The sequence below is a fragment of the Sphaerisporangium sp. NPDC051011 genome (genome assembly GCF_040653595.1).
GTDB lineage: Bacteria > Actinomycetota > Actinomycetes > Streptosporangiales > Streptosporangiaceae > Sphaerisporangium.
On the sequence record NZ_JBFAGG010000001.1, the window covers coordinates 711,281 to 737,467 of the forward strand.

20 protein-coding genes are annotated in these 26,187 nt (G+C 69.3%); 5 read left to right on the forward strand and 15 right to left on the reverse strand.

Features of this window, described 5'->3' with window-relative positions; genetic code table 11:
- Positions 1–5: 5 nt before the first annotated feature.
- The 4 genes from AB0H21_RS03135 to AB0H21_RS03150 form a co-directional block, all read right to left on the reverse strand.
- Positions 6–1,970 carry a CRTAC1 family protein gene (locus AB0H21_RS03135; RefSeq protein ID WP_358510785.1) on the reverse strand — a complete coding sequence of 655 codons (1,965 nt, stop codon included), beginning with the start codon at positions 1,968–1,970 and terminating at the stop codon, positions 6–8.
- On the reverse strand, positions 1,967–2,950 hold the full coding sequence (locus tag AB0H21_RS03140; RefSeq protein ID WP_358510788.1) for a DUF1702 family protein: 984 nt from the start codon (positions 2,948–2,950) through the stop codon (positions 1,967–1,969). The genes AB0H21_RS03135 and AB0H21_RS03140 overlap by 4 nt, the downstream gene beginning before the upstream one ends.
- Positions 2,951–3,175: 225 nt before the next feature.
- Positions 3,176–4,168, reverse strand: coding sequence for a DUF1702 family protein (locus tag AB0H21_RS03145; RefSeq protein WP_358510791.1), 993 nt, complete (start codon positions 4,166–4,168; stop codon positions 3,176–3,178).
- 176 nt (positions 4,169–4,344) lie between these two features.
- Entirely contained in the window at positions 4,345–4,557 is a 213-nt protein-coding gene (locus AB0H21_RS03150; protein ID WP_358510794.1) for an acyl-CoA carboxylase subunit epsilon, read from the reverse strand.
- Between the two features lie 235 nt (positions 4,558–4,792).
- On the opposite strand from AB0H21_RS03150, the gene AB0H21_RS03155 reads away from it, so the two are divergent.
- Positions 4,793–5,485 carry a carboxymuconolactone decarboxylase family protein gene (locus tag AB0H21_RS03155; RefSeq protein WP_358510797.1) on the forward strand — a complete coding sequence of 231 codons (693 nt, stop codon included), beginning with the start codon at positions 4,793–4,795 and terminating at the stop codon, positions 5,483–5,485.
- A gap of 234 nt (positions 5,486–5,719) precedes the next feature.
- On the opposite strand, the gene AB0H21_RS03160 is transcribed toward AB0H21_RS03155, so the two are convergent.
- On the reverse strand, positions 5,720–6,115 hold the full coding sequence (locus AB0H21_RS03160; RefSeq protein WP_358510800.1) for a nuclear transport factor 2 family protein: 396 nt from the start codon (positions 6,113–6,115) through the stop codon (positions 5,720–5,722).
- Positions 6,116–6,753: 638 nt separating this feature from the next.
- On the opposite strand from AB0H21_RS03160, the gene AB0H21_RS03165 reads away from it, so the two are divergent.
- Both AB0H21_RS03165 and AB0H21_RS03170 read left to right on the forward strand, forming a co-directional pair.
- On the forward strand, positions 6,754–7,077 hold the full coding sequence (locus AB0H21_RS03165; RefSeq protein WP_358510803.1) for a hypothetical protein: 324 nt from the start codon (positions 6,754–6,756) through the stop codon (positions 7,075–7,077).
- 219 nt (positions 7,078–7,296) lie between these two features.
- Positions 7,297–8,892 carry an NAD(P)-binding domain-containing protein gene (locus AB0H21_RS03170; RefSeq protein WP_358510806.1) on the forward strand — a complete coding sequence of 532 codons (1,596 nt, stop codon included), beginning with the start codon at positions 7,297–7,299 and terminating at the stop codon, positions 8,890–8,892.
- A gap of 101 nt (positions 8,893–8,993) precedes the next feature.
- Here the strand turns inward: AB0H21_RS03170 and AB0H21_RS03175 are convergent, their stop codons facing one another.
- From AB0H21_RS03175 to AB0H21_RS03190, 4 genes are all read right to left on the reverse strand, one after another.
- Positions 8,994–10,154, reverse strand: a complete 1,161-nt coding sequence (locus AB0H21_RS03175) for a glutamate--cysteine ligase (RefSeq protein ID WP_358510809.1) — start codon at positions 10,152–10,154, stop codon at positions 8,994–8,996.
- 291 nt (positions 10,155–10,445) lie between these two features.
- Positions 10,446–12,851, reverse strand: coding sequence for a lantibiotic dehydratase (locus tag AB0H21_RS03180; RefSeq protein ID WP_358510812.1), 2,406 nt, complete (start codon positions 12,849–12,851; stop codon positions 10,446–10,448).
- Complete coding sequence (locus AB0H21_RS03185; protein ID WP_358510815.1) at positions 12,848–12,997, reverse strand: hypothetical protein; 150 nt, start codon at positions 12,995–12,997, stop codon at positions 12,848–12,850. The genes AB0H21_RS03180 and AB0H21_RS03185 overlap by 4 nt, the downstream gene beginning before the upstream one ends.
- A gap of 439 nt (positions 12,998–13,436) precedes the next feature.
- Positions 13,437–16,193, reverse strand: coding sequence for a BTAD domain-containing putative transcriptional regulator (locus AB0H21_RS03190; RefSeq protein ID WP_358510818.1), 2,757 nt, complete (start codon positions 16,191–16,193; stop codon positions 13,437–13,439).
- Between the two features lie 461 nt (positions 16,194–16,654).
- Between AB0H21_RS03190 and AB0H21_RS03195 the strand changes: the two genes are divergently transcribed.
- Positions 16,655–17,212 (forward strand): RICIN domain-containing protein, encoded by a 558-nt coding sequence (locus AB0H21_RS03195; protein WP_358510821.1) that lies wholly within the window; start codon positions 16,655–16,657, stop codon positions 17,210–17,212.
- 594 nt (positions 17,213–17,806) lie between these two features.
- On the opposite strand, the gene AB0H21_RS03200 is transcribed toward AB0H21_RS03195, so the two are convergent.
- The 5 genes from AB0H21_RS03200 to AB0H21_RS03220 form a co-directional block, all read right to left on the reverse strand.
- Entirely contained in the window at positions 17,807–19,261 is a 1,455-nt protein-coding gene (locus AB0H21_RS03200) for a mannitol dehydrogenase family protein (RefSeq protein WP_358510823.1), read from the reverse strand.
- Positions 19,262–19,355: 94 nt separating this feature from the next.
- Positions 19,356–20,051 (reverse strand): alpha/beta hydrolase, encoded by a 696-nt coding sequence (locus tag AB0H21_RS03205; RefSeq protein ID WP_358510826.1) that lies wholly within the window; start codon positions 20,049–20,051, stop codon positions 19,356–19,358.
- Between the two features lie 49 nt (positions 20,052–20,100).
- Positions 20,101–20,946: an enoyl-CoA hydratase gene (locus AB0H21_RS03210; RefSeq protein WP_358510829.1), complete on the reverse strand. Its 846-nt coding sequence runs from the start codon at positions 20,944–20,946 to the stop codon at positions 20,101–20,103.
- A 125-nt stretch (positions 20,947–21,071) separates the two neighbouring features.
- A complete protein-coding gene (locus AB0H21_RS03215; RefSeq protein ID WP_358510831.1) occupies positions 21,072–21,701 on the reverse strand; it encodes a TetR/AcrR family transcriptional regulator in 630 nt (209 codons plus the stop codon).
- Positions 21,702–21,759: 58 nt separating this feature from the next.
- Positions 21,760–22,629 (reverse strand): SDR family NAD(P)-dependent oxidoreductase, encoded by an 870-nt coding sequence (locus tag AB0H21_RS03220; protein WP_358510834.1) that lies wholly within the window; start codon positions 22,627–22,629, stop codon positions 21,760–21,762.
- Between the two features lie 101 nt (positions 22,630–22,730).
- Here AB0H21_RS03220 and AB0H21_RS03225 point away from each other — a divergent pair, with 101 nt between their 5' ends.
- Positions 22,731–23,522, forward strand: a complete 792-nt coding sequence (locus AB0H21_RS03225) for an enoyl-CoA hydratase/isomerase family protein (protein ID WP_358510837.1) — start codon at positions 22,731–22,733, stop codon at positions 23,520–23,522.
- Between the two features lie 57 nt (positions 23,523–23,579).
- Here the strand turns inward: AB0H21_RS03225 and AB0H21_RS03230 are convergent, their stop codons facing one another.
- Positions 23,580–26,174 (reverse strand): glycoside hydrolase family 2 protein, encoded by a 2,595-nt coding sequence (locus AB0H21_RS03230; RefSeq protein WP_358510840.1) that lies wholly within the window; start codon positions 26,172–26,174, stop codon positions 23,580–23,582.
- Between the last annotated feature and the right edge of the window lie 13 nt (positions 26,175–26,187).

Sequence of the window (26,187 nt, forward strand, 5' to 3'; positions counted from 1 at the left end):
TTCGATCACTTCTCCTTGGCCTGCTGGCCGAGCTCGAGCGAGTGCCAGCCGGTGGTCAGCTGGAGTTCCTGCTTGTGCTTCGCGCCCGCGCGGTCACGCCACTGGATCTCCGCCTTCAGCGGGCCGGAGATGTTCGGGCCGAGGCCGATGTGGACGTCGGTGCTGCGACGGCCGGAGTGGCCGCTGCTGCCGTCGACGCGGGCGATGAACTTCTTGCCGTCCGGGGTCATCACGCAGACCTGGGCGCCGATGACCGGCGAGCCGGGGGCCGCCAAGGTGCCCTTCGCCGTCTTGGCGGGCGGGGCGGCGTGGGTGAGGCGCAGGCCGACGAACGCACCGGCGTCCGGGCTCTGGTTGTGGTAGAAGACCGGAGCGTCCCACTGGCGGGCGACCGCGAAGTCCAGCAGGCCGTCGCCGTCGGCGTCACCGGTGGCGATGCCGCGGGTGGGCACGGGGATGGCGAGGCCGAGCTCCTTGGCGAGGTCGACATAGCGGCCCGAGGGGCCCTTCACGAAGAAGTGCAGGGTCTGGTTGCCGCCGATGTCGTCACCGGCGGTCGCGTTCGGCCACCAGAACGGGTTCTGCAGCATTTCGTCGTTCGCCGTGGCGAGCTCCTGGAGCTGCGGCCAGCGGTCGGTCTGACCCTTCACGAAGCCGGTGGCCTGGGCGATCTGCAGCTCGCCACCGTTGTTGAAGTCGTCGATCTTCACGTCCCAGCCCCAGCCGGACCACGCCGTGCCGGACGGACCGCTCTTGTCCTCCCAGGGGGCGACGCCGTCACGCAGCTTGGCGCGCAGGTCCTCCTGGTTCTTGGCCGTGGACATGAACTGGAAGTTGCTCTCCTCGATGCCCCACGAGGTGGTGATGTTGCTGACGAACATGTCGTAGATGCCGTCGTGGTTCAGGTCGCCGAAGTCGACGCCCATGCCCTTGAAGGAGTCGTGACCGACGGACTTGGACTTGGGGACGATCGGCGAGCGCACGCCCTCGACGAGGGAGAGCTTGATCTGGCCGGGGGTGGACCGGTTGTAGTACATGCGGTCCGGGCCGAAGTCGTTGGCCAGGTACAGCTCGGGAAGCAGGTCGCCGTCCAGGTCGGTGGCGGCGGCGGCGAGCTCCCAGCCCTTGGCCTCGTCCTCGGGCAGGACGTCGTCCAGGCGCTGGTAGGCGGGAGTGCCCCCGATGACGCCCGTCCAGCGGAAGAAGTAGTCCCCACCACCGTTGTGCGCGGCCGACATCGAGTGGTTCATGTGCACGCCGCCCGCGACCTTCGGGTCCAGGACGGGGCCGTCGGCGAAGTAGTTGCCGATGAAGATGTCGTCGTGGCCGTCGCCGTCGAAGTCCGCGACGGTGGCGGCGTTGGTGTTCCACTGCGGGCCGGTGTACTTGCCGCCGGCCGAGTTCGGGCCCGGCACCAGCTCGACGGACTTGTAGGCGTCCGCGTTGAGCTTGGTCGCGCCCGGCTGGGCCAGGTAGATGATCGGCGTGCGGCCCCACATGTAGACCAGCAGGTCGATGCGGCCGTCCTCGTTGTAGTCACCGGGGACGCAGCCCATGGGCGCCATGACGTCGTTCATCGGCAGCGTGCTCTTCAGCACGAACGGCTCGTACCGGTCCGACTTCGCGCCCGGGGCCGGGGTGATGACGACCTGGTCGATGCGCGTGTCCACGAGGCACAGGTCGTTGGACAGGCCGTCGCCGTCGAGGTCGTTCATCGCGATGGCCGCGCCGACCGAGGAGATCCACGCGTCGATGTGCTTGTAGTCCTTGTTCACCTGGCGGATCGACTTCTGGGTGTATCCGCTTGGCAGCGCGATGGACTGGGGCTTGAACGCGAACTTGCTCGCGACGGTCGCCGCTTCGGCGGCGGAGTAGCTAGGCAGGCGGGCGATCAAGAAAGCGCTCGTGACCAGCACGAGAGCGACGATTCCCGGTAGCTGTCTGCGAAGCCAGCCAAGGGTCGCAGTCACGGGCTAACACCTCCAAGGGTTACAAGTTGATCGGCGATGCGCGTGCGCCACACTTCGTAGGCGGGCACATCGCCCTGGTCAGGCTGGTCGGGAATGGTCTCGTAGCAGACCATCGCCGCCTGCTCCGCCGTGCCCCCGCAGAGAATGCTGGTCGCGAGCTCCGTGGAGGGCACGACGAGCCCCGGCCTGAAACGGGCCTCGGCGGCGAAGGCCGAGCCCTGGGCGAGCTGGGGGCGGTACTGGCCGGCCCGCTCGCGGAACCTGCGCAGCTCGCCCTCCTCGACGCCGCAGGCGTAGGTCGCCGCGAGGCCGGAGCCGGCGAACAAGTCGCCGCGGCGGCGCTCGGGGAAGGTCTCGATGAGGTCGGCCACCACGTCGACGTCGGTGCCCCCGACGAACCACATGGCCCGTCCGATGCCCTGGTCGATGACGCGGTTGGCGTAACCGCGAGGGCCGCCGGCGGGCCACGGGAACGCGGGATCCTGGTACTGCTCGCGCACGTACTTGTCGGTGTGGAAGTACGCCTGGTGGAAGCCGTATCCGTCGAGCGCCAGCCACTTCAGCAGCGGGTCGGGCGCGTGGATCTTCGACCACAGGAACTTCGGCAGGCGGGCCATGGCCCACCCGACGCCGACGTAGATCAGGTCGGTCTGGTTCTGGCCCTGCGGGTCGGCCAGGAAGTCGGCGACCTTGCGCCCGCCGGAGAACGGCATGGCGTCGAGGATCGCGAAGCCCATGCCCGCGCCCTCGTAGGCGAACCCGCGGAAGCGCATCGGGAGCATCTCCAAGCGCTCCACGGCGTCGGCCGGGGTACGCGCTTCGGCGGCGTAGGCGAAGCCGGTGAGGAACATCTCACCGACCGTCTCCAGCAGCTCCTGAGACTGCGAGTCCTTCACGTGGAAACCACGCGTCGAGAGTTTCGTCTCCGAGACGTTCGGCGTGAGAATTCGACGCCTCAATGACCGTAGAAGGCTGGCCAATTACCTCTCCTTCCCGCTGGAGTTTCCCCTTCTCCAGGGGGCGGTGTCTGGTTAACTGTAGACGCACGGGTTGATATCGGGTCCACTTCAAATGTGCGCATTCGGCCGTTCGCGCGCATTTCAGGGCATGCCTGAGCAGGCCGTACGGCGAATGAATATCTCCGGCCCGCGCGATACCGCGGGCCGGACGACCCCGTCCCGGAAGATTCTCGGGAAAGGGAGGAATCAGCCCGCGACGGCGGCGTCCGTGGACGCGAAACGCGCGCGCACGCCGCGCCGCCACAATTCATATGCCGGGACGTCCGAGGACGGGGCGCTCACGGCCGCGTCGTCCGCGAGCGCCACGGCGCCGCCGACGGTGAGCCCGGCGAGGACCGAGGTGGCCAGTTCGGTGTGGGGTGGTACAAATCCCGCGAAGTCGCGGGCCTTGGCCGCGAAGACGACGCCCTGGGCCAGCTCGGGGCGGTACTCGCCCGCCTCGGCGCGCAGGACGGCGAGGACCTCGGCCTCGGCGCCGCCGGCGAAGGTGGCGGCGAGCCCGACGCCGCTCCACAGGTCGGCCTGCCGGTGCGAGGCGAACGCGCGCACGTGGGCGGCGACGTCGGCCGCCTGGCCGCCGTGGATGAACCACAGCGCCCGGCCGATCCCCTGGTCCACCGCGCGCAGGAAGTAGTCCGGCGAGCCCTCCCAGGGGTACGCGGCCGGCACCCGCTGCTCGTCCACCCAGCGCCTGGTCTCGAAGTAGGCGCGGTCGAACCCGTACCCGTCGACGGCGAGCCAGCTCATCGTCGGGTAGTACGCCGAGCCGGTCAGGTCGGGCATGACCTTCTTCCACAGCGGCCTCGGCAGGCGGGCCATGGCGAAACCGATGCCGATATAGGTGAGGAAAATATGCGGCTGCCCGGGGCCCATCAAAAGGTCACGGGTGCGGTGACCGCGACCGCCCCCCATCGCGTCCACGACCGTGAAGGCCATCGTCGCGCCCTCGTAGGCGAACCCCCGGTACTCCGGGTCCACCAGGCTGAGGCGGCGCTCGACCTCCCACTGGTCACGCGCGTCGATTCCCCACTCGAAACCACAGATCACCGACTGCGGAATGGCCTCCAGCCGCCGTGTGGCATCCGTCGGGGTCACGGGAAAGCCTCGCTCACCGAAAGTCACCTCGGCCAGCGACGGCGTCAACAAGAGTCTGCGCAGCGAACCGAACAGGGTAGGCATAATGCTCCTCACGTTTCACCGTCAGCCGATGACGGTTACTCACATCAGCTGGACCATTTCATGGTCATATAAGCTCTAGGAGAGATACATCTCCCGTATTGCGGGTGCTATGTGGTGATCCGTAATAACGTGCGGGAGCGATGCCCGGAACCGGGCAGGGGAATATACGGGGGCCGCTAACGGGCCCAGCCGCTGAGACGCCAGGCGCTGCCGCGGGCCTCCTGGCCCGGCCGCCCGGGGCGCGTGCGCTCCGTCCACTCCGAGGTCGCGGGCGGCGGATCTGCGGGGACCTCCTGGCCGGCGCGCACGACAAGCGCTACGATTAACGCCGCGAGCTCCTCCGGAGACGGGTTGCCGCGGACGACTTCGAGCTTCGAGTCTCTCGCCACGGCACGCCCCCGATCGATGTCTCTCCCGATCGTCTCCGGCGCCGGCCACCGTCGGCATCTTCTCGCTTGCGCAGCACCGTCAGGGCCGCGGTGAAACCACTGTCAAGGCTCTGACGTCGCATCTAGCGGGTATCGCCCCGCAGCTTCATGAGCCCGCGGAACCTCGTTTTCCCGCTTCCCGGCGACGCAGAGTTGCAAATGCGCCGACACGGCGAGAAGAGAGAAGGGTTTCGACATGACGAACTCGGTGACATACCCGGAGCGGCCGGACGCGACCGCCTCGGCGACGCCCGAGAACAAGAACGTGAAGGCTCACCTGAATTGGCCGCAACGCCTCCCGGCGGTACCGCTCGGTGAACGCAGGACCTCGGAGCCGCACATTCCCCTTGACAGCAACGAACCCGGGATTCGCGCGCTTTTCCGGTACCGCCCGGAAACGGCGCACCCGCTGATCCTTTTATCCGAGGTGCTGCTGTGCGGCGAGAGCACGATGACCCGCGGCGAGCGTGAGCTGATCGCGGCGTACGTGTCCGCGCGGAACAAGTGCCGGTTCTGCTTCTACACCCACGCGGCGTTCGCGGCCGTCCGCGCGCCCGAGGGGATGACGCTGGTGGAGCAGGTCTGCGAGGACCTGGACACCGCCCCCGTCTCGGAGAGGCTGCGCGCGCTGCTGCACATCGCCGGCACGGTCCAGGAGGACGCGCGGCAGGTGACCTCCGAGCAGGTGGAGGCGGCGAAGGCGGCGGGCGCGACGGACGTCGAGGTCCACGACACCGTCCTCATCGCGGCGGCCTTCTGCATGTACAACCGCTACGTCGACGGCCTCGCGACGTTCACGCCCGACGACCCGGCCGTTTATATGGCGCGGGCCCAAATGAGCGACGGATACATCGCGGTGAACGGCACAGCGGAACTTCTGGCGTCCTGATCGGGAGCCGGTGGCGCCCGGCGTTCCACGGCCGAGAAGGCCTCGTGACAAAAACTCACGGTATTGATCGGAGACCCGGCCCGCGCGTTTTCCGCGCGAGGCCGGGTCTCCTCATGGAGCCATCGGGAAACGGGCCCGGCGGCGCGGTCGTCCCGCCGTCGCGCGGGGACACCGTCGGCCCCGGCACGGCATCGCCGGCCGCGCGGGCGCGCGGCTCAGCCGGACAGGCGTGGCTCAGCCGAAGAATTCGTCGATGACGTAGGAGTCCTGCGGGAAGCTCCAGCGCTCGGCGATCTTCCCGTCGACGAGGCGGAACACGTGCACGCCGCGCTCGTCGAGCGTCTTCCCCCCACGTTCGCCCGTGATGCGGAGCATCACCGCGACGCGGTCCTCGTCGGTGAGGAACGCGTCCGGCTCGTAGCGCATGGTGTTGCCCGTGACGTCGACCAACCGCGCGAGATAGCCGACCACCTCGGCCTTGCCGCGGTAGTCTCCCGCCAGCTTGCCCTGGCCGGGCACGTGGAAGACCACGTCGTCCGCGAGCAGGTTGTCGCGTACGTAGTCGAGGTCTCCCTTGATGATCGCCTCGTAGCTGGCCTTGGCTGTGGTGATGTCGGGTTGTGCGGACATGACGGCCTCCTCATGAACGGTGCGGATCTTTCCGAGGGCGCGACCGCGACGCTACGCGAGAAGATCGCACAGAACAAAAGGGAGTAAGGACAGACTTACCAGCGCGCCATGGGACCTAACGGACTAGCTGATTAACCCCTATTTCGGACACCCCGCACGAAATATCCCGGCCGTTGACAGGCGGTCGTTCACTGACGAACATGAGCATTCGTTGGAGAGATGCGTTCGCACCAGGGGCCACGAGACGGAGTCCCCGTCACTCGAAGGCCGGTTAAGGAGCGTCATGCCCCATATCCCCCTCGGTTCCGACGAGCCGGGAATTCGCAGTGTTCCGGTCTTCAGGCCGGGGGTGACGCGGACTCTCCCGCGTAGCGGGGCAGGGAAAGCCGATCCGCCGCCAAGGCGGATCGGCGTCTGTTAGCCTGCTCGCGTCAGGTACCGCTGGACGGGCGGGAACGGAGCCCTCGGGTTCGAAAGCCTGTGGAGACCCGGTAAGACCGCTTCGGTGGCACAGGTCGGTGAAGCAGGAAGCCGCAGAAGTGCCGCACGCGCGGCACAGGCTGAATCTCCGGCATTCATGCCGGAGAGCGCGTCAATCCTCGCACGCTGCCTACGCCGCGGCGCAGCTCCCCGAGGGCATGAACCTGGTCGAGCGGGTCCATGCCCTCGGCGCCGCTCCGGTGTCCGAAAAGCTCCGCGCCCTGCTCGGCATCGCGGGCCACGTCCAGCAGAGCGGCAAGCGGGTCACCGAGGCCGACGTCGCCGCCGCCCGCGCGGCCGGCGCGACCGACCGGGAGATCCACGACACCGTCCTCATCGCGGCGGCCTTCTGCATGTACAACCGCTACGTCGACGGCCTCGCGACGTTCGCGCCCGACGACCCCGCGAGCTACGCCGCGCGGGCCGAGCGCATCACCAAAGACGGCTACCTCTCCCTGCCGGCGGATTCGCAGAAGGGGTGAGCCCGGCCGGTCGTCCCTGCTAGGGGCACCCCCTATCAGGCCGGTATCCTGCGGCTGATCATCTCTGGGGGGAATCACCCCGACCTAGAATTCGATCGTGTTCGCGCCCATGGCGGTGACAGGGGGCCGCGCAGCAGGCCGAACGCCGCCGAAGCGCGTCGCGATGACCTGCCCATGCCGCGAGCGCGGCGTTCACGTCCCCCCGCAGGAGGACCGCCCATGCCCGAGACCAGCCCGGCGACGGATCCACGCGAGCACACGCACCGCTACCTCATCATCGGAGCCGGTCCCGCCGGCCTGCAGCTCAGTTACTTCCTCGACCGCGCGGGCGCCGACTACCTGACCCTGGAGCGCGAGGACGCCCCCGGGGGCTTCTTCCGCCGCTTCCCCCGCCACCGCCGGCTGATCTCGCTCAACAAGGTGAACACGGTCGAGAAGGACCCGGAGATCCTGTTGCGCTGGGACTGGAACTCCCTGCTCAACGACTCCCCCGACCTGCTGTTCCCCAACTACTCGCGCGAGTACTTCCCCGCCGCGGACGACCTGCTGCGCTACCTGGCCGACTTCCAGCGCGAGCACGCGCTCAACGTGCGGTACGACACCGCCGTCGACCGCATCGAGAAGGTGGACGGGCGGTTCGTCGTCCACTCCGGGGACGAGGTGTTCCGCGCCGAGTGCCTCATCGTGGCGACCGGCTGGGGCGGCCCGCACGTCCCCGACATTCCGGGCATCGAGCTGGCGTCCGGCTACGAGGACGTCAGCACCTCGGGTGAGGAGTTCACCGGCAAGCGGGTGCTGATCATCGGCAAGGGCAACTCGGCGTTCGAGACGGCCCACGCCCTGCTGCCGCACGCCGCGATCATCCACATGGCCAGCCCGAGCCCGGTGAAGCTCGCGTGGACCAGCAAGCACCCCGGCCACGTGCGCGGCCAGTACGGGTCGCTGCTGGACAGCTACTGGTTCAAGACCCTGCACGGCGTGCTCGAGTGCCAGATCGACCGCATCTGGCGCGAGGGCGACGCCTACAAGGCGGCCATCACCTACACGCTGGCCCAGGGCGAGCAGGCGCTGCTGGAGTACGACGCGGTGATCCGCTGCACCGGGTTCACCATGGACGGGGACATCTTCGACGCGTCCTGCACGCCGGAGCGGGCGCCGAACGGCCGCATCCCGGCGATCCGCCCCGACTTCCAGTCGGCCAACGTCGACGGGCTGTACTTCGCCGGCACGCTGATGCAGGCCCGCGACTTCAAGAAGGCGTCCTCGGCGTTCATCGACGGCTTCCGCTACAACCTGCGCACGCTGGCCGCCCTGTTCGCCGAGCGCTACGAGGGGACGCCGATCCCCCGGCACGTCGTGCCCGCCAACCCCGACGCGCTGACCGGCACCATGCTGGAGCGGGCCAACTACAGCTCCGCGCTGTGGACGCAGTTCGAGTACCTCTCCGACGCGTACGTACTGGAGAAGGCGTCCGGGAACTTCCAGCGGTACGAGGACCTGCCGGAGGACTACGCGGCCGAGCGCTTCGCCGACGAAGAGCTCATGTTCACCGTCACGCTGCGGTGGGGCCGCCAGGACTACGGCGACGTGTTCGCCATCGAGCGGCACCCGACGCCGGACCGCGCCGAGGAGAGCGCGTTCCTGCACCCGGTGATCCGGGTGTGGCGGCGCGGCGAGCAGGTCGCCGAGCGGCACCTGCTGGAGGACCTGCAGGCGCGGTGGCTCGACCCCGTCCGGCACGTGGAGCCGCTGTGCCGGTTCCTGGGCGAACAGCTCCGGCCCGGCGACGATCGGCTCCCGACGATCGGCTCCTGACCAGCAGCTCCTGACGATCGGCTCCTGACGGCGACCGAGGCCGGTCACCTGGGCGCGTGCCCGGGTGACCGGCCTCGTCGTTCTCGGCACGAGGGTTCGCGTCAGGCGGGCCCGTCCGGCTGCGCCAGGCCGGTGAAGTGCGCGATCAGATGGTCCACCACGTCGGACGGACGCCCGTGCATGGCGTGGGCGGCGCGCTGGCGAGCCGCGCCGGTGCCGCCGGTCAGCAGCCGCTCCAGCCGCCGGCTCACCACGGACAGGTCGCCGGTGCGGACGAGCGAGGGCCTGATGTGCGCCAGCAGCGTGTCGACCAGGTCCTCCGCGGGCCTCAGGCGGCCGGTCAGCGGATCGATGCCATGCCCGGCCAGGCCGTCGCGGGCCGCGCGCCAGTACGCGACGCGCAGCCGCTCGCCCGACAGGCGCGGGCCCGGGTCGCCCCGCTCGACCCGCTCCAGCGAGACCACGACCAGCGCGCGCACGATCGCCGCCAGCAGCGCGGACTCCTCCACCGTGCCGGCGACGTCGGTCACCCGGACCTCCAGCGTGGGGAGGCGCGCCGAGGGCCGTACGTCCCAGAAGATCGTCCCGGGGTCGACCAGCGCGCCCGACTCGCCGAGCGCGGCGGCGAGGTCCTCGTACTCGGCGAGCGAGGAGAAGTACGGCGGCGGGCCGGCCACCGGCCACTTGCCCCAGCACAACGTGCGGTAGGAGGCGTACTCGGTGTCGCGGCCCCGCCAGTACGGCGAGTTGGCCATCAGGGCGATGAGCACGGGCAGCCACGGCCGCAGGTGGTTGCTCACCAGCACGGCGCGCTCGCGGTCGGGCAGGTGGACGTGGACGTGCGCCGCGCAGATGGCCTGCTCGTCGTGCAACGAGCGGTAGTTGGCGATGCCGACCGCGTACCGCGGGTCGTCGTGGATGAGCGGCGGCACGTAGTCGCCCAGCACGGGGGTGCCCGTCGCGACCGGCGCGAGCCCCTCGGCGCGGGCCGCCTCGGCGACCTCGGCGCGCATGCGCCGCAGCTCGTGCTCCAGCTCGGGCACCCGGGCGCAGGGCGGCGTCTTGGCCTCGACCTGGTACATGGTGATCTCCAGGCCGACCCGGTCGTGCAGCCGGTCCGCCGCGCGCCGGACGACCTCCGCCCCGCGCGGCGCCACCTCGCGCGTCGCCGGATCGACGACGAAGTACTCCTCCTCCACCCCCATGAGCGGGCAGATCGGGTCATATGGCAACGTTTCCGCCGACTCTGCGGTCGCCGTCATCTTTCTTCCCACCTTAGAAATGATCACGCGTGACCCCCGCCCGCGCACGGACCAGGACACGCTACCGGCGCCCGCCGATCCCGCCACTCGTCCATGGTCGTCCGCCAAGGCGCGCCCGTCTTCTTCCGGCGTGGCGTGTTCGTCCCGGGCGTGTTCGTCTTCTCGCGCGGCGCGCCCCCATTGCCCGTCGCCCGCCCATGGCCCTCCGCCATGGAGGGACCCCGAACAGGCGTCGCCGTGGTGGAGATCGTCCGGTGGGGGCTTCGTCGGGTGGCGAACCGGCGGCGGTGGTCATGGCGTGGCCTGGACGTGGCCGACGAGGGCCACGCGGAACTCGCTGGTGTGGGCGCCGCCCGAGCGGTGGAGCCAGAGCCGGCCCGGCCCCGGGAGCATCTCGGACACCGCCAGCGGGCCGGCGGCCGCGAGCAGCCGCAGCTGCTCCTGGGCCTGCGGCACGTCGAGGTCGAGGTACACGGGCTTGGTCTCGGTGGGGCTGAGCGCGAAGACGTGCCTCGGCCAGCCGCGCCGCTCACGTTCGGCGACGACCGCGCGGAACAGCTCCAGCCGTCCCTCGGCGGCAACGATCCCGGCCGGCGCCCCCGCGGGCAGGTCCCAGCGCTCACGCTGGACGACGAGGTCGCCGAGCACGAGCCGCGGCGTGTGCCCGCCGGTGCGCAGCCGCGGGAAGTCCACCGGGACGGGCGCGAAGACGCGCAGGTGAGGGTGGTCGTCCTCGCCGACGTACAGCGAGATCGGCCCGTGCGGCCCGACGAGCTCGGGTTCGCCGTCGCGCAGCACCGCCCGCAGGTCGCCGACGGCGAGCCGACGCTCGGGGCCGACGCCCGCGCGCCCGGCGACCTCGATGAAGCGTCCGGGGTAGGCCTCGCCGACGAGTCCCTTGTGCCGGCGGCGGTGCAGGACGGTCGCGGCGTGCGCGATCCCGCCCCACACGTCCAGGACGGGCGCGATGTCGGCGGCGAGCCGGGCCGGGTCGGGCGCGAAGACGCCCTGGAGCCCCCAGGCGAAGACGTACGGGTGGATCTCGCCGAGGACGAGCGGCGCGTCGTCGTCCCCCTGGAGCATGACGTCCGGGCTGACGAAGTAGGAGCCCTCGGGCGGGTCGGCGAGGTCCTCGACCTCGTAGGACGCGAGGTGGGCCATGCGCCCGTCCGAGGCGGCGAGGAAGCGGTCGAGCAGCGTGTCGCGCCACCGGCCCCAGACGTCGAGGACGGGCTCGAACGCCCCCTGGCCGAGGCGGGCGGCGAGGGCGTCGGCGAACTCCAGGAACGGCATCGACCCGCCGTTCGCGGCGAGCACCTCGGCGGCGATGGCGCGCAACCCGTCGCGCTGGATCCGGCCCGCGGTGAGGCCGAGCCGCAGCACCGGGTCCAGGACGTTCTCGACGCGCCGGGCGACGGCGGCGGGCCAGATCAGCGGCTCGTCGTCGGCGCGGCAGTCCTCGAACAGGACGAAGCGGTCGGTGTAGGTGCGGCCCTGGTTGCGCCGGGCGGGCACCCCCGTGACGGACTCGAACAGCTCCTCGGCGGCGGCGAGGAGCTTGGTCCGCTGCGGGACGGCGGTCTCCTCGGCGAAACGTTCCAGCAGCGCGGCCATGTCGGCGGCGGCGGACGTGAAGCGCCGCGCCTCCGGCACGTCGGGCAGGCGGGACACGACGTCGCGCAGCGGATGGACGGTAGTGGAGCTCGGTTCGAGGTCGCGGCGCAGCAGCAGCGCGCGTTCCAGGACGGCGATCCGGCGCGCGGCCTCCTCGGGGGAGATGCCGAGGCCGGCCGCGAGCTCGGCGGGGGTGCGGGTGCCGTCGGCGGCGCGCAGCAGCGCGACCGCGGTGGCGTCCAGCTCGACGGGCGGGCGGCCGGGGATGGTCGCCCGCGTGTCCTCGATCACCACGACCGGCAGGCGTCGCGGCGGCAGGTGGCGGCGGATCGCCGGGACGGCCGCGGCGGCCTTGCCCCAGGCCGCCGCCGCCCAGAACGCGAAGAACGCCTCCCGGTGGACGACCCCGGTGGGCGTCTCGGGGCTGCGGCCGACGGCCTCCGCCTCGGCGTCCACGCGGCCGAAGCAGCTGGGGCCGAAGAAGCTGGTGGTCTCGTTCTTGGCGGCGAGCCGCTGGAGGAAGGCGTAGACGCGGCGCTCCAGCGCGCGGTCCCGCGCCGTGCGGGCGCCGTCGGAGTCCGCGTCGCCGCGCAGGTCCCTGCGCAGCAGGCTTTCGAGGAAGTCGGGCGAGAGGAGGAAGATGGCCTCCCGGACGTCGCCGCGTCCGGTGAGGGCGAGCAGCCGGGCCGCCGCCTCGGGCTCCTCCTCGGCGAGGAGCTTCCCGCCGAGCGCGGTCTCGCGCTCGGCGGCGTCCAGCGCGGCGTCCCAGGCCATGTGCGCGGCCGCGAGGGCCGGGGACCAGTCGCCCGGCGGCAGCTCGGCGCGGGTACGACGGCCGAGCCGGCTCCGCAGCCGGGACAGGGCGCGCAGGGACGCCTTGTCACCGGCCTCGCGGAACCGGGTCACCTCGGCCGGGATCGCCTGTCCCAGCAGTTCGGAGCGGACGGCCTCGGCGCATTCGTCCCACTTGTGGGCCTCACGCAGCGCGGCCGCGGTGCGGGGGCAGCCGAGGCCGGCGATCAGGCTCAAGGCGAACCCCGCGCGCCGCAGCACGAAGGAGTCCAGCATCCGGAACGCGGTCATGCCGACGGGGCCAGGTCGAGTGCGATGAGCCGGAACGGACCGTTGAGTTCGGACGTGGGCTTGGGCAGCGCGACGGACAGGGCGGCGTCGTCGCCCCCGGCCGCCGCGTCGAGCGCGGCGATCAGCTCGGTCTCTTCGTCGGCCATCCAGGTTCTCCTCTCGAAAGGAACCCGATGACACGCCGAGAACGTGTCACCCGCGCTTTCCTCGTCTGCGCCGTGCCCCTCGGCGACCTGGAACGTCCGCGCCGAACCCGGAAGGCACGACGGACACGCGCCGATGATCACAGAGGGTTTCGGCTCTGCTGTCGCGCACCGATCTTGCAACAGCACGGATCCGGTTGTCTTCTTCGGACGTGCTGGCCTTCGGCGCCGTGCGCACGCTCGAAGAAGCCCGCGCCGCACGCACGCACTGCCCCGCGGCGCGCGAGACGGCCCTGATCAGGGGCTGAACCCCGGGGGACGCCCGCCGGAGTGATGCTCGGCGCGACGGCTCCCCGGCCCGGCGGGGAGCCGCCCCCGCATACTCGGCATCTTGGAAGATGGCCGATCCGGTCCCGATGGCCAGCTTGGGCGTCGATCCTGTCTACCTGGCCGGAATGACGTCGTGAATTGGGGCGAGTTCGAGGGCGTGCAGTTTGGTCCGCAGGGTATCGGCATCGGGATGGCCGAGCTCGGCGAGGATGGAAAGGGCGCGTAGCCAGGCTCGGTAGGCGGCGTCACGGTCGCCCGCGGCGCGCTGGGTCTCGCCGAGGCGGGTGAGGGTGTAGGCCTGTCCGTAAGGTTCGCCGAGCTGCTGGAAGAGCGTGAGAGCCTCCTGGTAGCCGGCGACGGCCTGGGCGTGCCGGCCGAGGTGATGCAGGGTCTGACCAAGGCTGTCCCAGGCGGCCGCCTGACCGTAGCGGTCGCCGCTTCGCTGGTGCAGGGCCAGAACCTCCTGACAGTGAGGCAGGGCTTGGCGGTGATCGCCGAGCTGGCTGTGGGCCCACCAGATCCCCACCAGGGCGAAGGCTTGTCCGATCTGGTGGCCGGCTGCGCGGAACAGGTGAAGTGCTTGCTCGGCGTGGCGCAGCATGTCGTGGTAGCCGGCTTGGCGGGCGAAAACCAGGGCGAGGCTGAGATGAGTTCGACCCTTGCCAGAGGATTCGGTCAGTTTCTCCCACTGCGACAGGGCGTGCCGGTAGTGGGTCAGGGTGTCGTCGCCGAGCCCTGGGGCGTTCGCGTCGTGGCGCCCGCACTGGGTCAAGAAGTCGGCCAGGCCGCCTCCGAGGACGAGGGTCCACACCAGTTGCCAGGCGTGGGTGTCGAACCCGGCCTCGGCTGCGTGCTGGACGACACCGATGAGGACCGTGTGCTCGGCGGCGGACCAGGCCAGCGCCTCATCAAGGCCGGTGAGGGGGTGGATGGTCACCCCCGGCTGCGCCGGGACCAGGGAAAGCGGATCGCGAGCCGGGTCCAGCAGCAGCGCCGCGGTATGAGCGGTATGCAGGTAGTGGTCGAAGACCCGGAGCAGCGCCGCGTGCCGTTCGGTGTCGCCGTCCCACCGCCGGGTCAGCTCGGTGGCGTAGGCGCGCAGCAGGTCATGCATGCCGTACCGGCCTGGGGCCTGTTCGGTGAGCAGGTGGGCGCGGGTCAGCTCGGCCAGCAGTCGCCGGGTCTGTGCCGGTGGCAGGCCGGCCAGGCTGGCGGCGGCGGGCACCGCGAGATCGGAGCCGGGATGCAGGCCCAGCAGCCGGAACAGGTTCGCCGCCTGGGCGCTCAGGGCGTGGTAGCTCCAGGAGAACACCGTCCGCAGGTCGGTGGTGGCATCGTCGGCGGCCAGCCCGTGCAGCCCGCCGCTCGTCTCCCTCAGCTCGCCGGCCACGGTCGCGAGCGGGAACGCGGGCCGGGTGGCGGCACGCGCGGCCACGATCGCCAATGCCAGGGGCAGCCCCTCGCACGCGGCGACGATCTCCTCGGTCGCTTCGGGTTCGGCGGCCACCCGGCCGGGCCCGAGGCGGGCGGCGAGCAGTTGGCGGGATTCGGCGGCCGTGAGCAGGTCCACGGTGAGCGGCTGGGCGCCTTCGACCGCGACCAGACCGGCCAACTGCTCGCGACTGGTCACCACCGCCACGCAGCCGGGCGAGCCGGGCAGCAGCGGCCGCACCTGCTCGGCGTCGCGTGCGTTGTCCAGCACCACCAGCACCCGCCGGTCGGCGAGCAGGCTGCGGTACAACGCCACCTGCGCGTCGAGGACGGGCGGGATATCGTCCGCCGGGACGGCAAGAGCGTGCAGGAACCCGCGAACCGCCTCGCCCGGCGTCATCACCGGCCCGTTCGGGTCGAACCCGCGCAGATTTACATATAACTGCCCATCGGGGAATCGGGCGGCGACCCGATGCGCCCAGTGCACCGCCAGCGCCGTCTTGCCCACCCCCGCGGTGCCCGACAGGAGGGGGATCGCGGCCGAGCCCGCTGGAGCCGTCCCGTCGACGGGCAGAAGCCGGTTCAGTGCCTGAAGGACACTCGCCCGGCCGGTGAAACCCGGCACATCACGTGGCAGCTGCCGCGGCACGGGTATGCCTGGTCGCACATCCACCGGCTCTCCGGCCCGCGGCGGTTCAAGGGCAGGGGAAGAGCACAGGATCTGCTCGTTGAGAGCGCGCAGCTCCGGCCCCGGCTCGATGCCGAGTTCCTCGGCCAACAGGGCACGTGTGTCGCGAAAGACCTCCAGGGCCTCGGCTTGGCGACCAGAGCGGTACAACGCCAGCATCCAGAAGCAACGCAGCCGCTCCCGATACGGGTGAGCTGTGGCGAGCCGGCCCAGTTCTCCGATCAGCGCATTGTGCCGGCCCAGCTCCAAATCCACGGCGACGCTGAGTTCCTGGGCGCGCAGTCGTGCCTCCTCCAGCCGCCGGACCTCCTGCGCCACGGGGGTGACATCAATGACATCCGCGTACGGCGTGCCCCGCCAGAGTTTCAGCGCCTGCCGCAACAAGGCGCCGGCCGATTCGAGGTCCGCGCGGTCATAGGCGCCTTGTCCTTGGTCCACCAGATCCGCGAAACGCAGCGCGTCCATCTGGTCCACGCCGACGATGATCGCGTATCCGGCCGTGCTGTGCACGATGTGCTTCTGCGCGGCAATCGAATGTCGCAGCCGATGCACGTAGCCCTGGAGGGTCTTACGCGCGCTGGCGGGCGGCTGTCCGTCCCACAGCGCCTCGATCAAGGCCGGCACCTCCACCGGCTCTCCCACCTTGCACAGCAGCAATGCCAGCAGACGACGCCACTTCGCCGGCTCCACCGCCACGGCCACCCCGTCGCGACGCACATCCAGCGGTCCAAGAACGCCGAACTCGATCAACCGCCCCCCCTTCATCGGATGACATCCCGAATCTGGCGGTGATCAGTCGGCTAGTCAAGGAGGGAGACAACTGCCACACAACCACCGCACAACCACCACGGCTCACCATCAAGATAGATCAGGCAGACGGCCGGAAATCCGGCTCACAAGTCGGGACACGCCCGAGAATTCACCCTGCCTGTTTCGTGTGGTCCGTCGTATCCCGTCTCGGCCAGTGAGAACACCGGCCAAAACGAAGGAAGGGGCACATGCTGAAGAGACTAGGTCCTTCTGAACTTCCCTCCCTGCCGTGCCGGTGGTCGCCGGACGCTCGTGGCCAGGCATATACCTCGCCTATACCAGTCCTATACCTGCGTATGCGAGGCCCCGCCCGAGCCGTCCCGGCCTGATCTTTTCCTCGCGCTCCTCGCGCCGAGTTCCGGAAACCGGCGCGGGGCACCGACACAGAAGGAGTGATCACGTTGCGTACCAGGAAGTTCCTCGCGATTGCGACGGCTGGCCTCGTCGCGCTGGTGGCCACGCTCGTCGGCACCACACCGGCGAACGCCATGGCCTACCCGCTCCATACCTACGTCAGCGTGTTTCCGCAGACCAGCACCAAAATGGTGCTGGACGTGCTGGACGGGCAGATGAACAGCGGGGCTCCGGTCCAGCTGTGGGAGAGAAACGGAAACTCCCAGCAGACGTGGGACATCTATCAGGGCCCTGACCTGTCCAACGGCCACCACTGGTACCGGTTGTTCAACGGCAAGTCCAAGCTGTGTCTCGACATGGCCACCGACGGCCCCGTGGGGAACGGCACCCGGGTCCAGCAGTGGGGATGCGGTTCCTCGGACAACCAGTACTGGGTGGCGTATCCGGTCGAGTCCTCCGGGCAGTACGCGGCCTGGGTCGAACTCCGGCCCAAATCCAACCAGAATCTGTGCCTCGACGTCAGCGGCGCCAACTACGGCAACGGCGCGCGGCTCCAGGTCTGGCAGTGTCACCACGGGTGGAACCAGCGTTTCAACATCTCCTGACGCCGTGACACGCCGCCGGGGTCTCTCCTACGGGGAGGCCCCGGCCTTTCCGGTTGTGACTGCGTCGAGACTTCCCGATGCGAAGATCACCGCGTAACTTCCGGCAGTGAGGAATGACCGCGAGGACCTCGGAGCCAACCGGTCAAACTCGCTGCGGCGGCTCACCGGATCCACCACCAACAGCCGCAACAGCCGCGCTCGGGCCGCCCGGCCGCGCCGCCAAGCACGACGGCGGCCACTCCTTCACCGCGCAGGGCTGAGTCCAGGAGCGTCCACCTCGGCCTCGACTGGCCGTCCTAGTGGGGTTGGCTCACGGGGTCGCATGCCCCCACGACGGTCGAAGCGCTCAGATCGTCTGTGAGACGTTCACCGCTCTTGATCGGTAGGAACGCCGCTGCACGGAGGCGTACCGGCCGCCGCCCACAGCGCGCCGCGATCCCCCTGCCGGGGGTTCGGCCGGTAGCGTCGCGCTCACCCGACGAGGAGGCTCATTCCGTGCGTCCCTTCAATGCGTGGCGTCGCGGGGTCAGGCGCATCCCCGTCTTGTCGCGGTGCCCGGCGGCATCGACGAGATGGGTAGTGCGGCGGAGATCATCAGCCTTGGACGAGTCGCTCGATCTCCGAGCGGGGGTCGTCGGCCCGGCGGAAGGCATCGAGCGCTGCGACGTAGTCGGCCACGAAGTCGGCGTCGTCGGCCAGGGTGCCGAACCAGTCGGGGTTGCGAAGGAACCCGACCGGGTCGTCGGCGTTGCGCGCGACGGCCTCAAGGACCGCTGCTTCCTGACGGTCGCGGAACGGCACGTCATCGGTCGTGGCGTGACGTTCGGCATACCGCACCCAGCCGGCCACCACGGATGCGCTCAGCGGCACGCTTTCGCCGGCGTCGCGGCGTTCACGGATGACGGGGACGAGCCACTTCGGTATTCGATCGGAGGCATCGGTCGCCAGCCGCGCCAGCGTGTCCCGCACGTAGGGGTTCGCGAACCGCTCGATGAGCCGGTCCTTGTACGCGTCGAGATCCACCCCCGGCACCGGCGCAAGGGTCGGGGTGGCTTCCCGGTCCATGTAGGCGCGAAGGAGGCCGACGATCACCGGGTCTGACGCCCCCTCATGTGCGAACTCGTATCCGGAGAGGATGCCGGAGTACGCAAGCGCCTGATGGCCGGCGTTGAGGAGCCGCAGCTTCATCAGCTCGTAGGGGCGCACATCCCCGACCAGCTGCACGCCGACCTGCTCGAAGGCGGGACGGCCCAACGGGAAGTGATCCTCGAGCACCCACTGAACGAAGTCCTCGCTCAGCACCGGCCAGGCGTCGTCGACGCCGTACCGCTCGAGCACCCACGCGCGGTCCGCGTCGGTGGTGACGGGTGTGATGCGGTCGACCATGCAGTTCGGGAACGACACCGACGACTCGATCCACGATGCCAGCTCCGGGTCGATCAGGCCCGCGAACGCGGCGAAGCTGCGGCGGGCGACGTCACCGTTTCCCTCGATGTTGTCGCACGACATGATCGTGAAAGGAGCGACCTCCCGCTCGCGGCGCAGTCGCAGGCCCGCGACGATGATCCCGAAGACCGTGGCCGGCGCAGCGCCTGGCTGCGCGTCCGCAACGATCGCGGGGTTGGCGGTGTCGAACTCGCCGGTGACGTCGCTGATGTTGTAGCCACCTTCGGTGATGGTCAACGACACGATGCGAGTGGCGGGGTCGGCCAGGCGTTCCAGAACGGCGTCGATCTCGTCGGGGGCGTAGAGGAAGTCGACGATCGACCCGACGCACGTAGCGGGAGCAGCCCCGTCCGGGTGGCGCTCGATGAGGGTGTACTCGTGGCCCTGGCTGCGGAGCGCGTCCCGCATGCGGGCGTCGCTCGGCAGGACGCCGATGCCGCAGATTCCCCACTGTGCAGCGGCAGCGAACGTCGACGGGTTGCGCAGCAGCCGGTCGAGGTACATCGCCTGGTGGGAGCGATGGAAGTTCCCGACACCGAAGTGCACAATGCCAACGCTGATCTGGGCTCGGTCGTAGGTGATGGGGGCAATTGACTCAGTCATGGCTCAAGCCGGCGATCGGGGTGATTCACGACGAGCGTGTACTCCGGGCTCGGGACGGTGTCGACCTCCGACGCGGCTGCTGCGACGATCCCGTTCACAGCCAGTCCGCCAGGGCCTGTTCGGTCGCCGTGAGATTGTCGAGCTGCAGGTCGTGCAGGCCGCCCGGGACTACGCGGACGACGTAGCCGCCGTCGCGCAGTCGCTCCTGCAGATCCGTCGGGACGTACGCGGAGGGGTCCGCGAGCACGAGGAGCGACGGTACCACCGGCGTCTGAGGCGGATCGAAGTCAGCGAGCCCGCCATCCGCCTTGTGGAACATCGTCAGATCGAAGCGCTCGGTGAACTGTACGATCTGGCGATGCTGCGCGGGGCTGCGGGTCGGCATGAGCACCGCCAGCTCGTCGGCGGTGATCGGCGAACCGTCCTCGTGGATGAGGATCGTCGCGGTCTCGCCCTCTGGGATGGTCCATGCGGGATCGAGGTAGACCGCTTTGGCCGGGCGGAGGCGATCGACGACGTGGCCGAGCAGCCGGCCGCCGAGGGAATGGCCGATGACGAGGTCCAGGCCGGTGGGGAGGGTGTCGACCAGGTCGTTCGCGATCTCCCAGTAGCCGTACGACTCGGCGCGGGGACTCTGGCCGTGGCCCCGCAGATCTACGAGCGTCACGGTGTAGCCCTGTCCGGCAAGCCACGGCGCGAACTCGAACCAGATGCCCGAATCGGCGGTGAATCCGTGGATCAGCGCGGCCGTCTTGGCGCCGTCTCCGAGTGCGGCGGTCCAGAGCTTCATCTCTTCGTCCTCGTGGATCGTGCGGTCTCGCGGGTGGGGGTGGTCGAGGTCATCGCTTTGACAGCTCGCGGATGACCGCGATCCCGGCCGGGTCGACCGGGATGCCGTCGAACACCGCGCGTGCGTTGGCGTGACCGGCCTGGTGCAGGGCGAATGCGTGTCGCAGAGCGTTGTACTGCCCCTGGGCCTCGAGCGCGCCGTTGACAGAAAGCTTCGCCAGCTTCAACCCGAACGGCGGACGCTGAGCGATCTCGCCGGCGATCTCCAGCGTGAACGCCTCGAGATCGTCGCGAGGGACGACGTGGTTGACCATCCCCAGGCTGCGACACTCTTCGGCGGTGAGCGCGTTGCCGCGGAACAGCATCTCCTTCGCCTTGCGCGGGCCGAACTCCCACGTGTGGGTGTGGTATTCGTGGCCGTTCAGCGCGAACGCCACCGTGGGGTCGGAGAAAGTCGCATCGTCACTGGCGATGATGATGTCGCAAGGCCATACCAGCATGAGCCCGCCGGCGATCACCTTGCCCTGTACCTGCGCGATGGTCGGCTTCGGCACGTTGCGCCACCGCCAGCACATCCCGAGGTAGAACTCCTCCTCGTTCGACATGGCGCCGGCCTGCCCGGGCTGCAGGTATCCGCCCGTCATGTTCTTCGGCTCGAAGTCCGCCCCGGTCGAGGTGCCGGTGAGGTCGTGTCCCGACGAGAAGTGCGGCCCGTCCGCGGCCAACACGATCACGTGGATGTCGTCGTCGAGGGTGGCGCCCTGGAACGCGTCATCGAGCTCGTGGAGCATCAGGTAATCCTGGGCGTTGCGCATCTCGGGCCGCGCCAGAGTGATGCGGGCGACGTGCGCCACGGGGGTGTCGACGCGGATTCGCTGATAGGTGACTTCCGACACGTGCTCGTTCCTTCCGGCGACGGAGCAGCGTACTTGGCTGCCTTGCCAATTCTATGTTGATCAGCATAGAGCATGCGCGATGACCTTCCAAGCGTCGGCTAGATGCTCGAGGCGATCGCCGCGGCTCAGGGTCGGGGGTCCGCCCCTTCGACCCAGACATCGTCGAGGTTGTCGTCGATGAGCTGCGCGATGAGGGCCAGACCGGCCTGAAGGTCGACCCCATCCGGATCGATCAGCGCCTGGAGGTGAATGCCCATGACTGCGCCGTTGATCGCCGCGGCGAACGCCCTCTCACGCTCGCCCGCCCAGTCGGCGGCGACGCCCTCCGGCCGTTGCGCACGAAGCCATGCCTGAACAGCCGCCCTGCGCGATTCGAGGAACTCCTGGTACTGGGCGTGGACGACACCGGTGCTCGTCATCGCCTCGGTGAGGATCATGAACATCAACCCGGAGGGAGTGTCCCGCGCCCACGTGAGGTAGTCCGCGAGCACCTCCCCCAGCGACGGCACGGTGCCGTGCCGCTCGGATCGGCTCAGTCGGTTCATCGCCCGCTCGACCACGGCGAGGATGAGACCGTCCTTGTTATTGAAGTGCCACGGGATGCTGCCGCGGCTGATGCCCGATCGCTCGGCGATGTCGACGAACGACGTGCGGTCGACGCCGCGCTCGGCGAACAACTCTTCCGCGGCATCCAGAATTCTCCGCCGACTCTCGTCGCCGATCTCGTCGATCCGGCGTCGGGGGAGAGAACTCATGGGAGCATCCTAGAATCGCGGCCGAAGTCGACAGCGGGCGCCGCCGACCGGGCGACCATCATGCCCGAGTGGACTGACATGCGAGGAACTCGTCGGCGTGAGTCATGGCCGCCCCGACCGCTTCGGTGCGCAGCCGAAGGTACGGCAGCAGCTCACTGCGCGTGGCGATATAGGCGGCATCGGTCTCGACGCCGTCGAGCACGAGCTCGCCAACTGCATCTGGCGATGCGCCCTGCGCCTTGAGCACCTCGTGAGCCGTGTCGAGGATCTGCGTCACCCGACTCGACTGAGCCGGCGCGCTCGTCGGCCGGAGTCCGCGGGTGTTCTGCACGATATCGGTCGCGACGGGGCCGGGGAAGAGCACTGACACACCGATCTGGAAGTGTGCGAGCTCGCGACGGAGCGCTTCGCTGAGCCCGACGACCGCGTACTTGCTCGCGTGGTACAGAAAGCCTGAACCGGCCTCGAGCAGCCCCGCTTCCGACGACGTGTTGACGATGTGACAGCGCTGTTCAGACGCGATCATTCCCGGCAGGAAGCTCTGGACGCCGTTGTACACACCCTCGAGGTTGATGCCCATGACATGATCCCACATCGCGTACGAGAGCTTGGTCGGACTCACGCTGTCGATGACGCCGGCGTTGTTGAACAGCAGCGTCACGTCTCCCAGCTCAGCCTGGACCGCGCTCGCGGCCTCGGCGTACTGAGCCCGATCGGCGACGTCGAGCTGATAGCAGCCCAGTCGGCCCGTGTCGGCACCGAGGTCCTCGCGAAGCTGCTCGAGCGCGTCAACGCTGATGTCGGCGACGCCGACGCGCGCGCCGCGCCGCAGCAGGGCCTTCACGATGCCGCGACCGATGCCGCGGGCACCGCCCGTCACGAACGCTGTCCGGCCTTCAAAGTCGGTGAGAACCCGATCTGTTGTCATGCGCGCATGCTCCCTGGTTTCGAACGGCCGTCCTCCGTCGGACGGCCGCTGACCACTCTAGATCGCATGACCAACTCTATGTTGACTGTTATAGTCCTGTCATGAACAACGACGCGTCCGCAGCCTCGCTCGAGACGGTCCGCATCCGGATCGATGGTCCAGTCGCCACAGTCAGACTGGCGCGGCCTCACCGTCTCAACGCGATCACCTTCGCACTGCTGCGCGAACTGCGGGATGCGCTCGAAGGACTCGGACGACGCGGCGACGTGCGCGCGATCGTGCTCACCGGCGAGGGGCGCGCGTTCTGCGCAGGACTCGACCTCGATGAAGGACTCGCCGATCCGGCAGTCGCCGATCCCGTCGAAGCCATGCACGCCGGCATGCAGGCTGGAGCGGCGGTCACTCAGACGCTCCGCTCGATCCGCCAGCCTGTCGTCGCCGCGATCCGCGGGCACGCGGTCGGAGCGGGATTCTCGTTCGCCGCCGCGGCCGACCTCCGCATCGCCGCGCCGGATGCGCGCTTCTCGGCTCCGTTCCTGCGCCTGGGAATGACCGCCGGCGACTTCGGCTTGTCCTGGCTGCTCCCGCGCCACATCGGCTACGGCCGCGCCGCGCACCTGTTCCTCACGGGCGGATCGCTCGACGCCGAACAGGCGCTCGCGTGCGGCCTCGTCTCCGCCATCGATGACGATCCGCTCGCAGCAGCCACCCGCCTCGCCGAGCAGATCGCCGCCGCACCGGCCTTCGGCGCGCAGGGCACGAAGGCGCTCGTGGATGCCGGTCTAGAGACCTCGCTGTCGGCCCACCTCGCGTCGGAGGCTCGCGCGCAGACGATCGGGGCGCTGTCGGGGGCCGCCCAGAAGGCGTTCGCCGACGCGGCCACGAAGAAGTAGACGAGGGAGCACCGGCGAACCAGCACCGGTGCTCTCCCCCACGCTTCGATCGACGAGTCAGCTTCGGTTCGGCATGCCGGCATAGGTCTCGACCCGCAGGTCATCGGCTCCGAAACCCGACGGCAGACCGGTCACGTGGATCCGCCGACTGGTCCCTGCTCGCAGATCGACGTAGTTGTCGCTGAACCTCACGCCCGGGGCGGGGGTCGGCAGGTGCACGAAGTAGGCGAAGTGCTCCGCAGCGATGTCGACCACGGCCTCACCGTCCCCCGCATCCGTGATCGTCACCTGGAGCGCCTGCTCGGAGAACGGCAGATCCTTGATCTCGGCGAAGAACAGGCGGTTCTCGGGGAACGCTCCGTCAACGCTCTCGACCCAAGCGAACTGGTCTTCGCCGAACGGGCCCTCCGTGCGCCACACGAGCGAGGCGGAGCGCGGTTCGACGGTCGCCGCGACGGTCTCACCCTCCCCGCGCCCCTCGAACGGGCTGACAGACACGCGAGCGGTCGTCGTCACCAGCGACGCGGTGCTGTTGCAGATCCAGAGCTCGAGGCCGTCCCCGACCTGGCGGAAGCTCGCAAGGACGGGGGCGTAGGCGCGTCTGGCGTACCAGTACCCCGCCTTCGGCACTCCCTCGTAATCGACGACGGACCAGCTGAATCCCGGCCAGACGTCGTTGAACTGCCATACCAACGTGCCGTTGTTGCTTGGCTGCCGACGTCGATAGTGCTCGATGCCGAACTTCAGCCCTTCGGCCTGCGTGACCATCGTGAAGTCCACATACTGTGGCATCGACTGGGGCAGGCCCGTGATGATCTCCATGATGGCGTCACCCTTGTTCTTCGGGTGATCCTTGTTGTGCGCATCCATCGTCGGGCTGTGCACGTCCAGTTCAGCCGGCGTGATCCAGCGTTCCAGCGTGCTCAGTTCGGGCGACGCGTGGATGCCGAACTCACTGATGAACTTACCCGTGTCGTTCGCGTAGCGGCGGTAGTGGCGAGCCTCGCCGGCCGACGCGTAGTCTCCGCCGCCGGCGCCGACGTCCATCCCGTGCCAGACCTCCCACGCGTGGCGATCGCCGTCGCGAACCCCGTTGATCGCGAGGAAACCCTCCTCCGGCGAGTCGCCCCACGGACTGCCCGGCCAGTACGGGACTCCGCCGCCGTGCTCCGCCACCGCGCGCGGCAGGATGTCGTGGAAGAAGTGCCAGCCCCAATCGCCCGGGTCGTGATTCTGATACGCGTAGCCGTGGAGCACGTGCACCTCGTTGTTACCCGCCCACAGCGCCATCGATGCCCGGTTGCGCAGCCTGCGTACCTGATACTCGGCTTCTGCGGCCACCTCCGCCGCGAGCTTCGGGTCGGCACTCGGGTAGTCGACGCACGCGAACATGAAGTCGTGCCAGATCAGCACGCCAAGTTCGTCGCACGCGGAGTAGAAGGCGTCGTGCTCGTAGATGCCCCCGCCCCAGATGCGGAGCATGTTCATTCCGCCGTCGCGCGCGAGTCCGACGAGTTCGCGGTGCCGCTCCGCGGACACCGAACCGACCAGCATGTCCGCCGGCAACCACGCCGCACCGCGGGCGAAGATCGGCACGCCGTTGAGCACAAAGCCGAACCGTCGGCCGCCCTCGGGGTCGTCGGATCTGTCGAGCTCGATGCGCCGGATCCCTACTCGGTCGCTCAGGGCATCGACCTCGACGCCGCCGGCAACGAGCACGACCGTGACGTCGTACAACGACGGCTCACCCAGGTCGTGCGACCACCACAGCTCGGCGTCGGCGATCCGCAGCAGACCCCTTGCGCGCCCGTCAACGACGGGCAACGAGACATCGTGGCGTGCGCCCCGGGGCGAGACCAGCGAAACGGAAGCCTGCAGGGATGGCGTCGGCGAGAAGTCCTCCACCTCCACGAGCACGGTCACCAGAGCCGTGCCATCCGGCTCGATCGCTTCGGTGCGGATGTGGTGTCCGGTGATCGTGGCGATCCGTTCGCGACGGAGTTCGACGGGCCGCCAGATCCCGATCGACGGCACCCGCGGGCCGAAGTCCCATCCCCACGAGAATGCCGCCTTCCGGCGCAGAGTCGCGAGGGGAAGCATTTCGCTGATGAAGGTTCCCCCGCCTGTGTTCGCTTGGGGCGCGGCATCCTTTGACCGGCGTCCGCTTATTGCGGCGAGCACCGCGGCCAAACGGGTGAACAATGCGGTGGCCTGGGGCGGAACGTCGAGTCCGGCGAGGGGCGGTCTGAACCTTACGAGGATCTCGTTGACGGGTTGCAGAACTGCGGTGACGTCGAAGTCCGCGGGCCGGAACATGTTCTCGTGCCCCCCGACGTGACGACCGTTGAGCCAGACATCTGCCACAGTATCGAGGCCGTGGAACACGAGACGGACACGTTCGTCGGCCGCGAGCTCGCTCGGCCCATCGAAGCGCGTCCGATACCACCAGTCCCGCTCTTCGATCCAGCGGATCGAGGCCTCGTTCTCATCGCGGTAGGGGTGTTCGATCAGGCCGGCAGCGAGCAGGGACTCGTGCACACCGCCGGGGACGATCGCGGGGATCCAGGACGACTCGGCAAGGAGTGCGATGTCGACATCGAGGGGGGCCTCTGCGATCTCGAAGCCCGACAGAGTGATGCTGGAGCGGCTCACGCCGACCTCCTCC

Excerpts from the sequence above, each read along its gene's own strand:
- AB0H21_RS03145 (WP_358510791.1), bottom strand. The coding sequence starts at position 4,168 with ATGCCTACCCTGTTCGGTTCGCTGCGCAGACTCTTGTTGACGCCGTCG.
- AB0H21_RS03155 (WP_358510797.1), top strand. The coding sequence starts at position 4,793 with ATGACGAACTCGGTGACATACCCGGAGCGGCCGGACGCGACCGCCTCG.
- AB0H21_RS03160 (WP_358510800.1), bottom strand. The coding sequence starts at position 6,115 with ATGTCCGCACAACCCGACATCACCACAGCCAAGGCCAGCTACGAGGCG.
- AB0H21_RS03165 (WP_358510803.1), top strand. The coding sequence starts at position 6,754 with ATGAACCTGGTCGAGCGGGTCCATGCCCTCGGCGCCGCTCCGGTGTCC.
- AB0H21_RS03170 (WP_358510806.1), top strand. The coding sequence starts at position 7,297 with ATGCCCGAGACCAGCCCGGCGACGGATCCACGCGAGCACACGCACCGC.
- AB0H21_RS03175 (WP_358510809.1), bottom strand. The coding sequence starts at position 10,154 with ATGACGGCGACCGCAGAGTCGGCGGAAACGTTGCCATATGACCCGATC.
- AB0H21_RS03180 (WP_358510812.1), bottom strand. The coding sequence starts at position 12,851 with ATGACCGCGTTCCGGATGCTGGACTCCTTCGTGCTGCGGCGCGCGGGG.
- AB0H21_RS03185 (WP_358510815.1), bottom strand. The coding sequence starts at position 12,997 with ATGGCCGACGAAGAGACCGAGCTGATCGCCGCGCTCGACGCGGCGGCC.
- AB0H21_RS03200 (WP_358510823.1), bottom strand. The coding sequence starts at position 19,261 with ATGACTGAGTCAATTGCCCCCATCACCTACGACCGAGCCCAGATCAGC.
- AB0H21_RS03205 (WP_358510826.1), bottom strand. The coding sequence starts at position 20,051 with ATGAAGCTCTGGACCGCCGCACTCGGAGACGGCGCCAAGACGGCCGCG.
- AB0H21_RS03215 (WP_358510831.1), bottom strand. The coding sequence starts at position 21,701 with ATGAGTTCTCTCCCCCGACGCCGGATCGACGAGATCGGCGACGAGAGT.
- AB0H21_RS03220 (WP_358510834.1), bottom strand. The coding sequence starts at position 22,629 with ATGACAACAGATCGGGTTCTCACCGACTTTGAAGGCCGGACAGCGTTC.
- AB0H21_RS03225 (WP_358510837.1), top strand. The coding sequence starts at position 22,731 with ATGAACAACGACGCGTCCGCAGCCTCGCTCGAGACGGTCCGCATCCGG.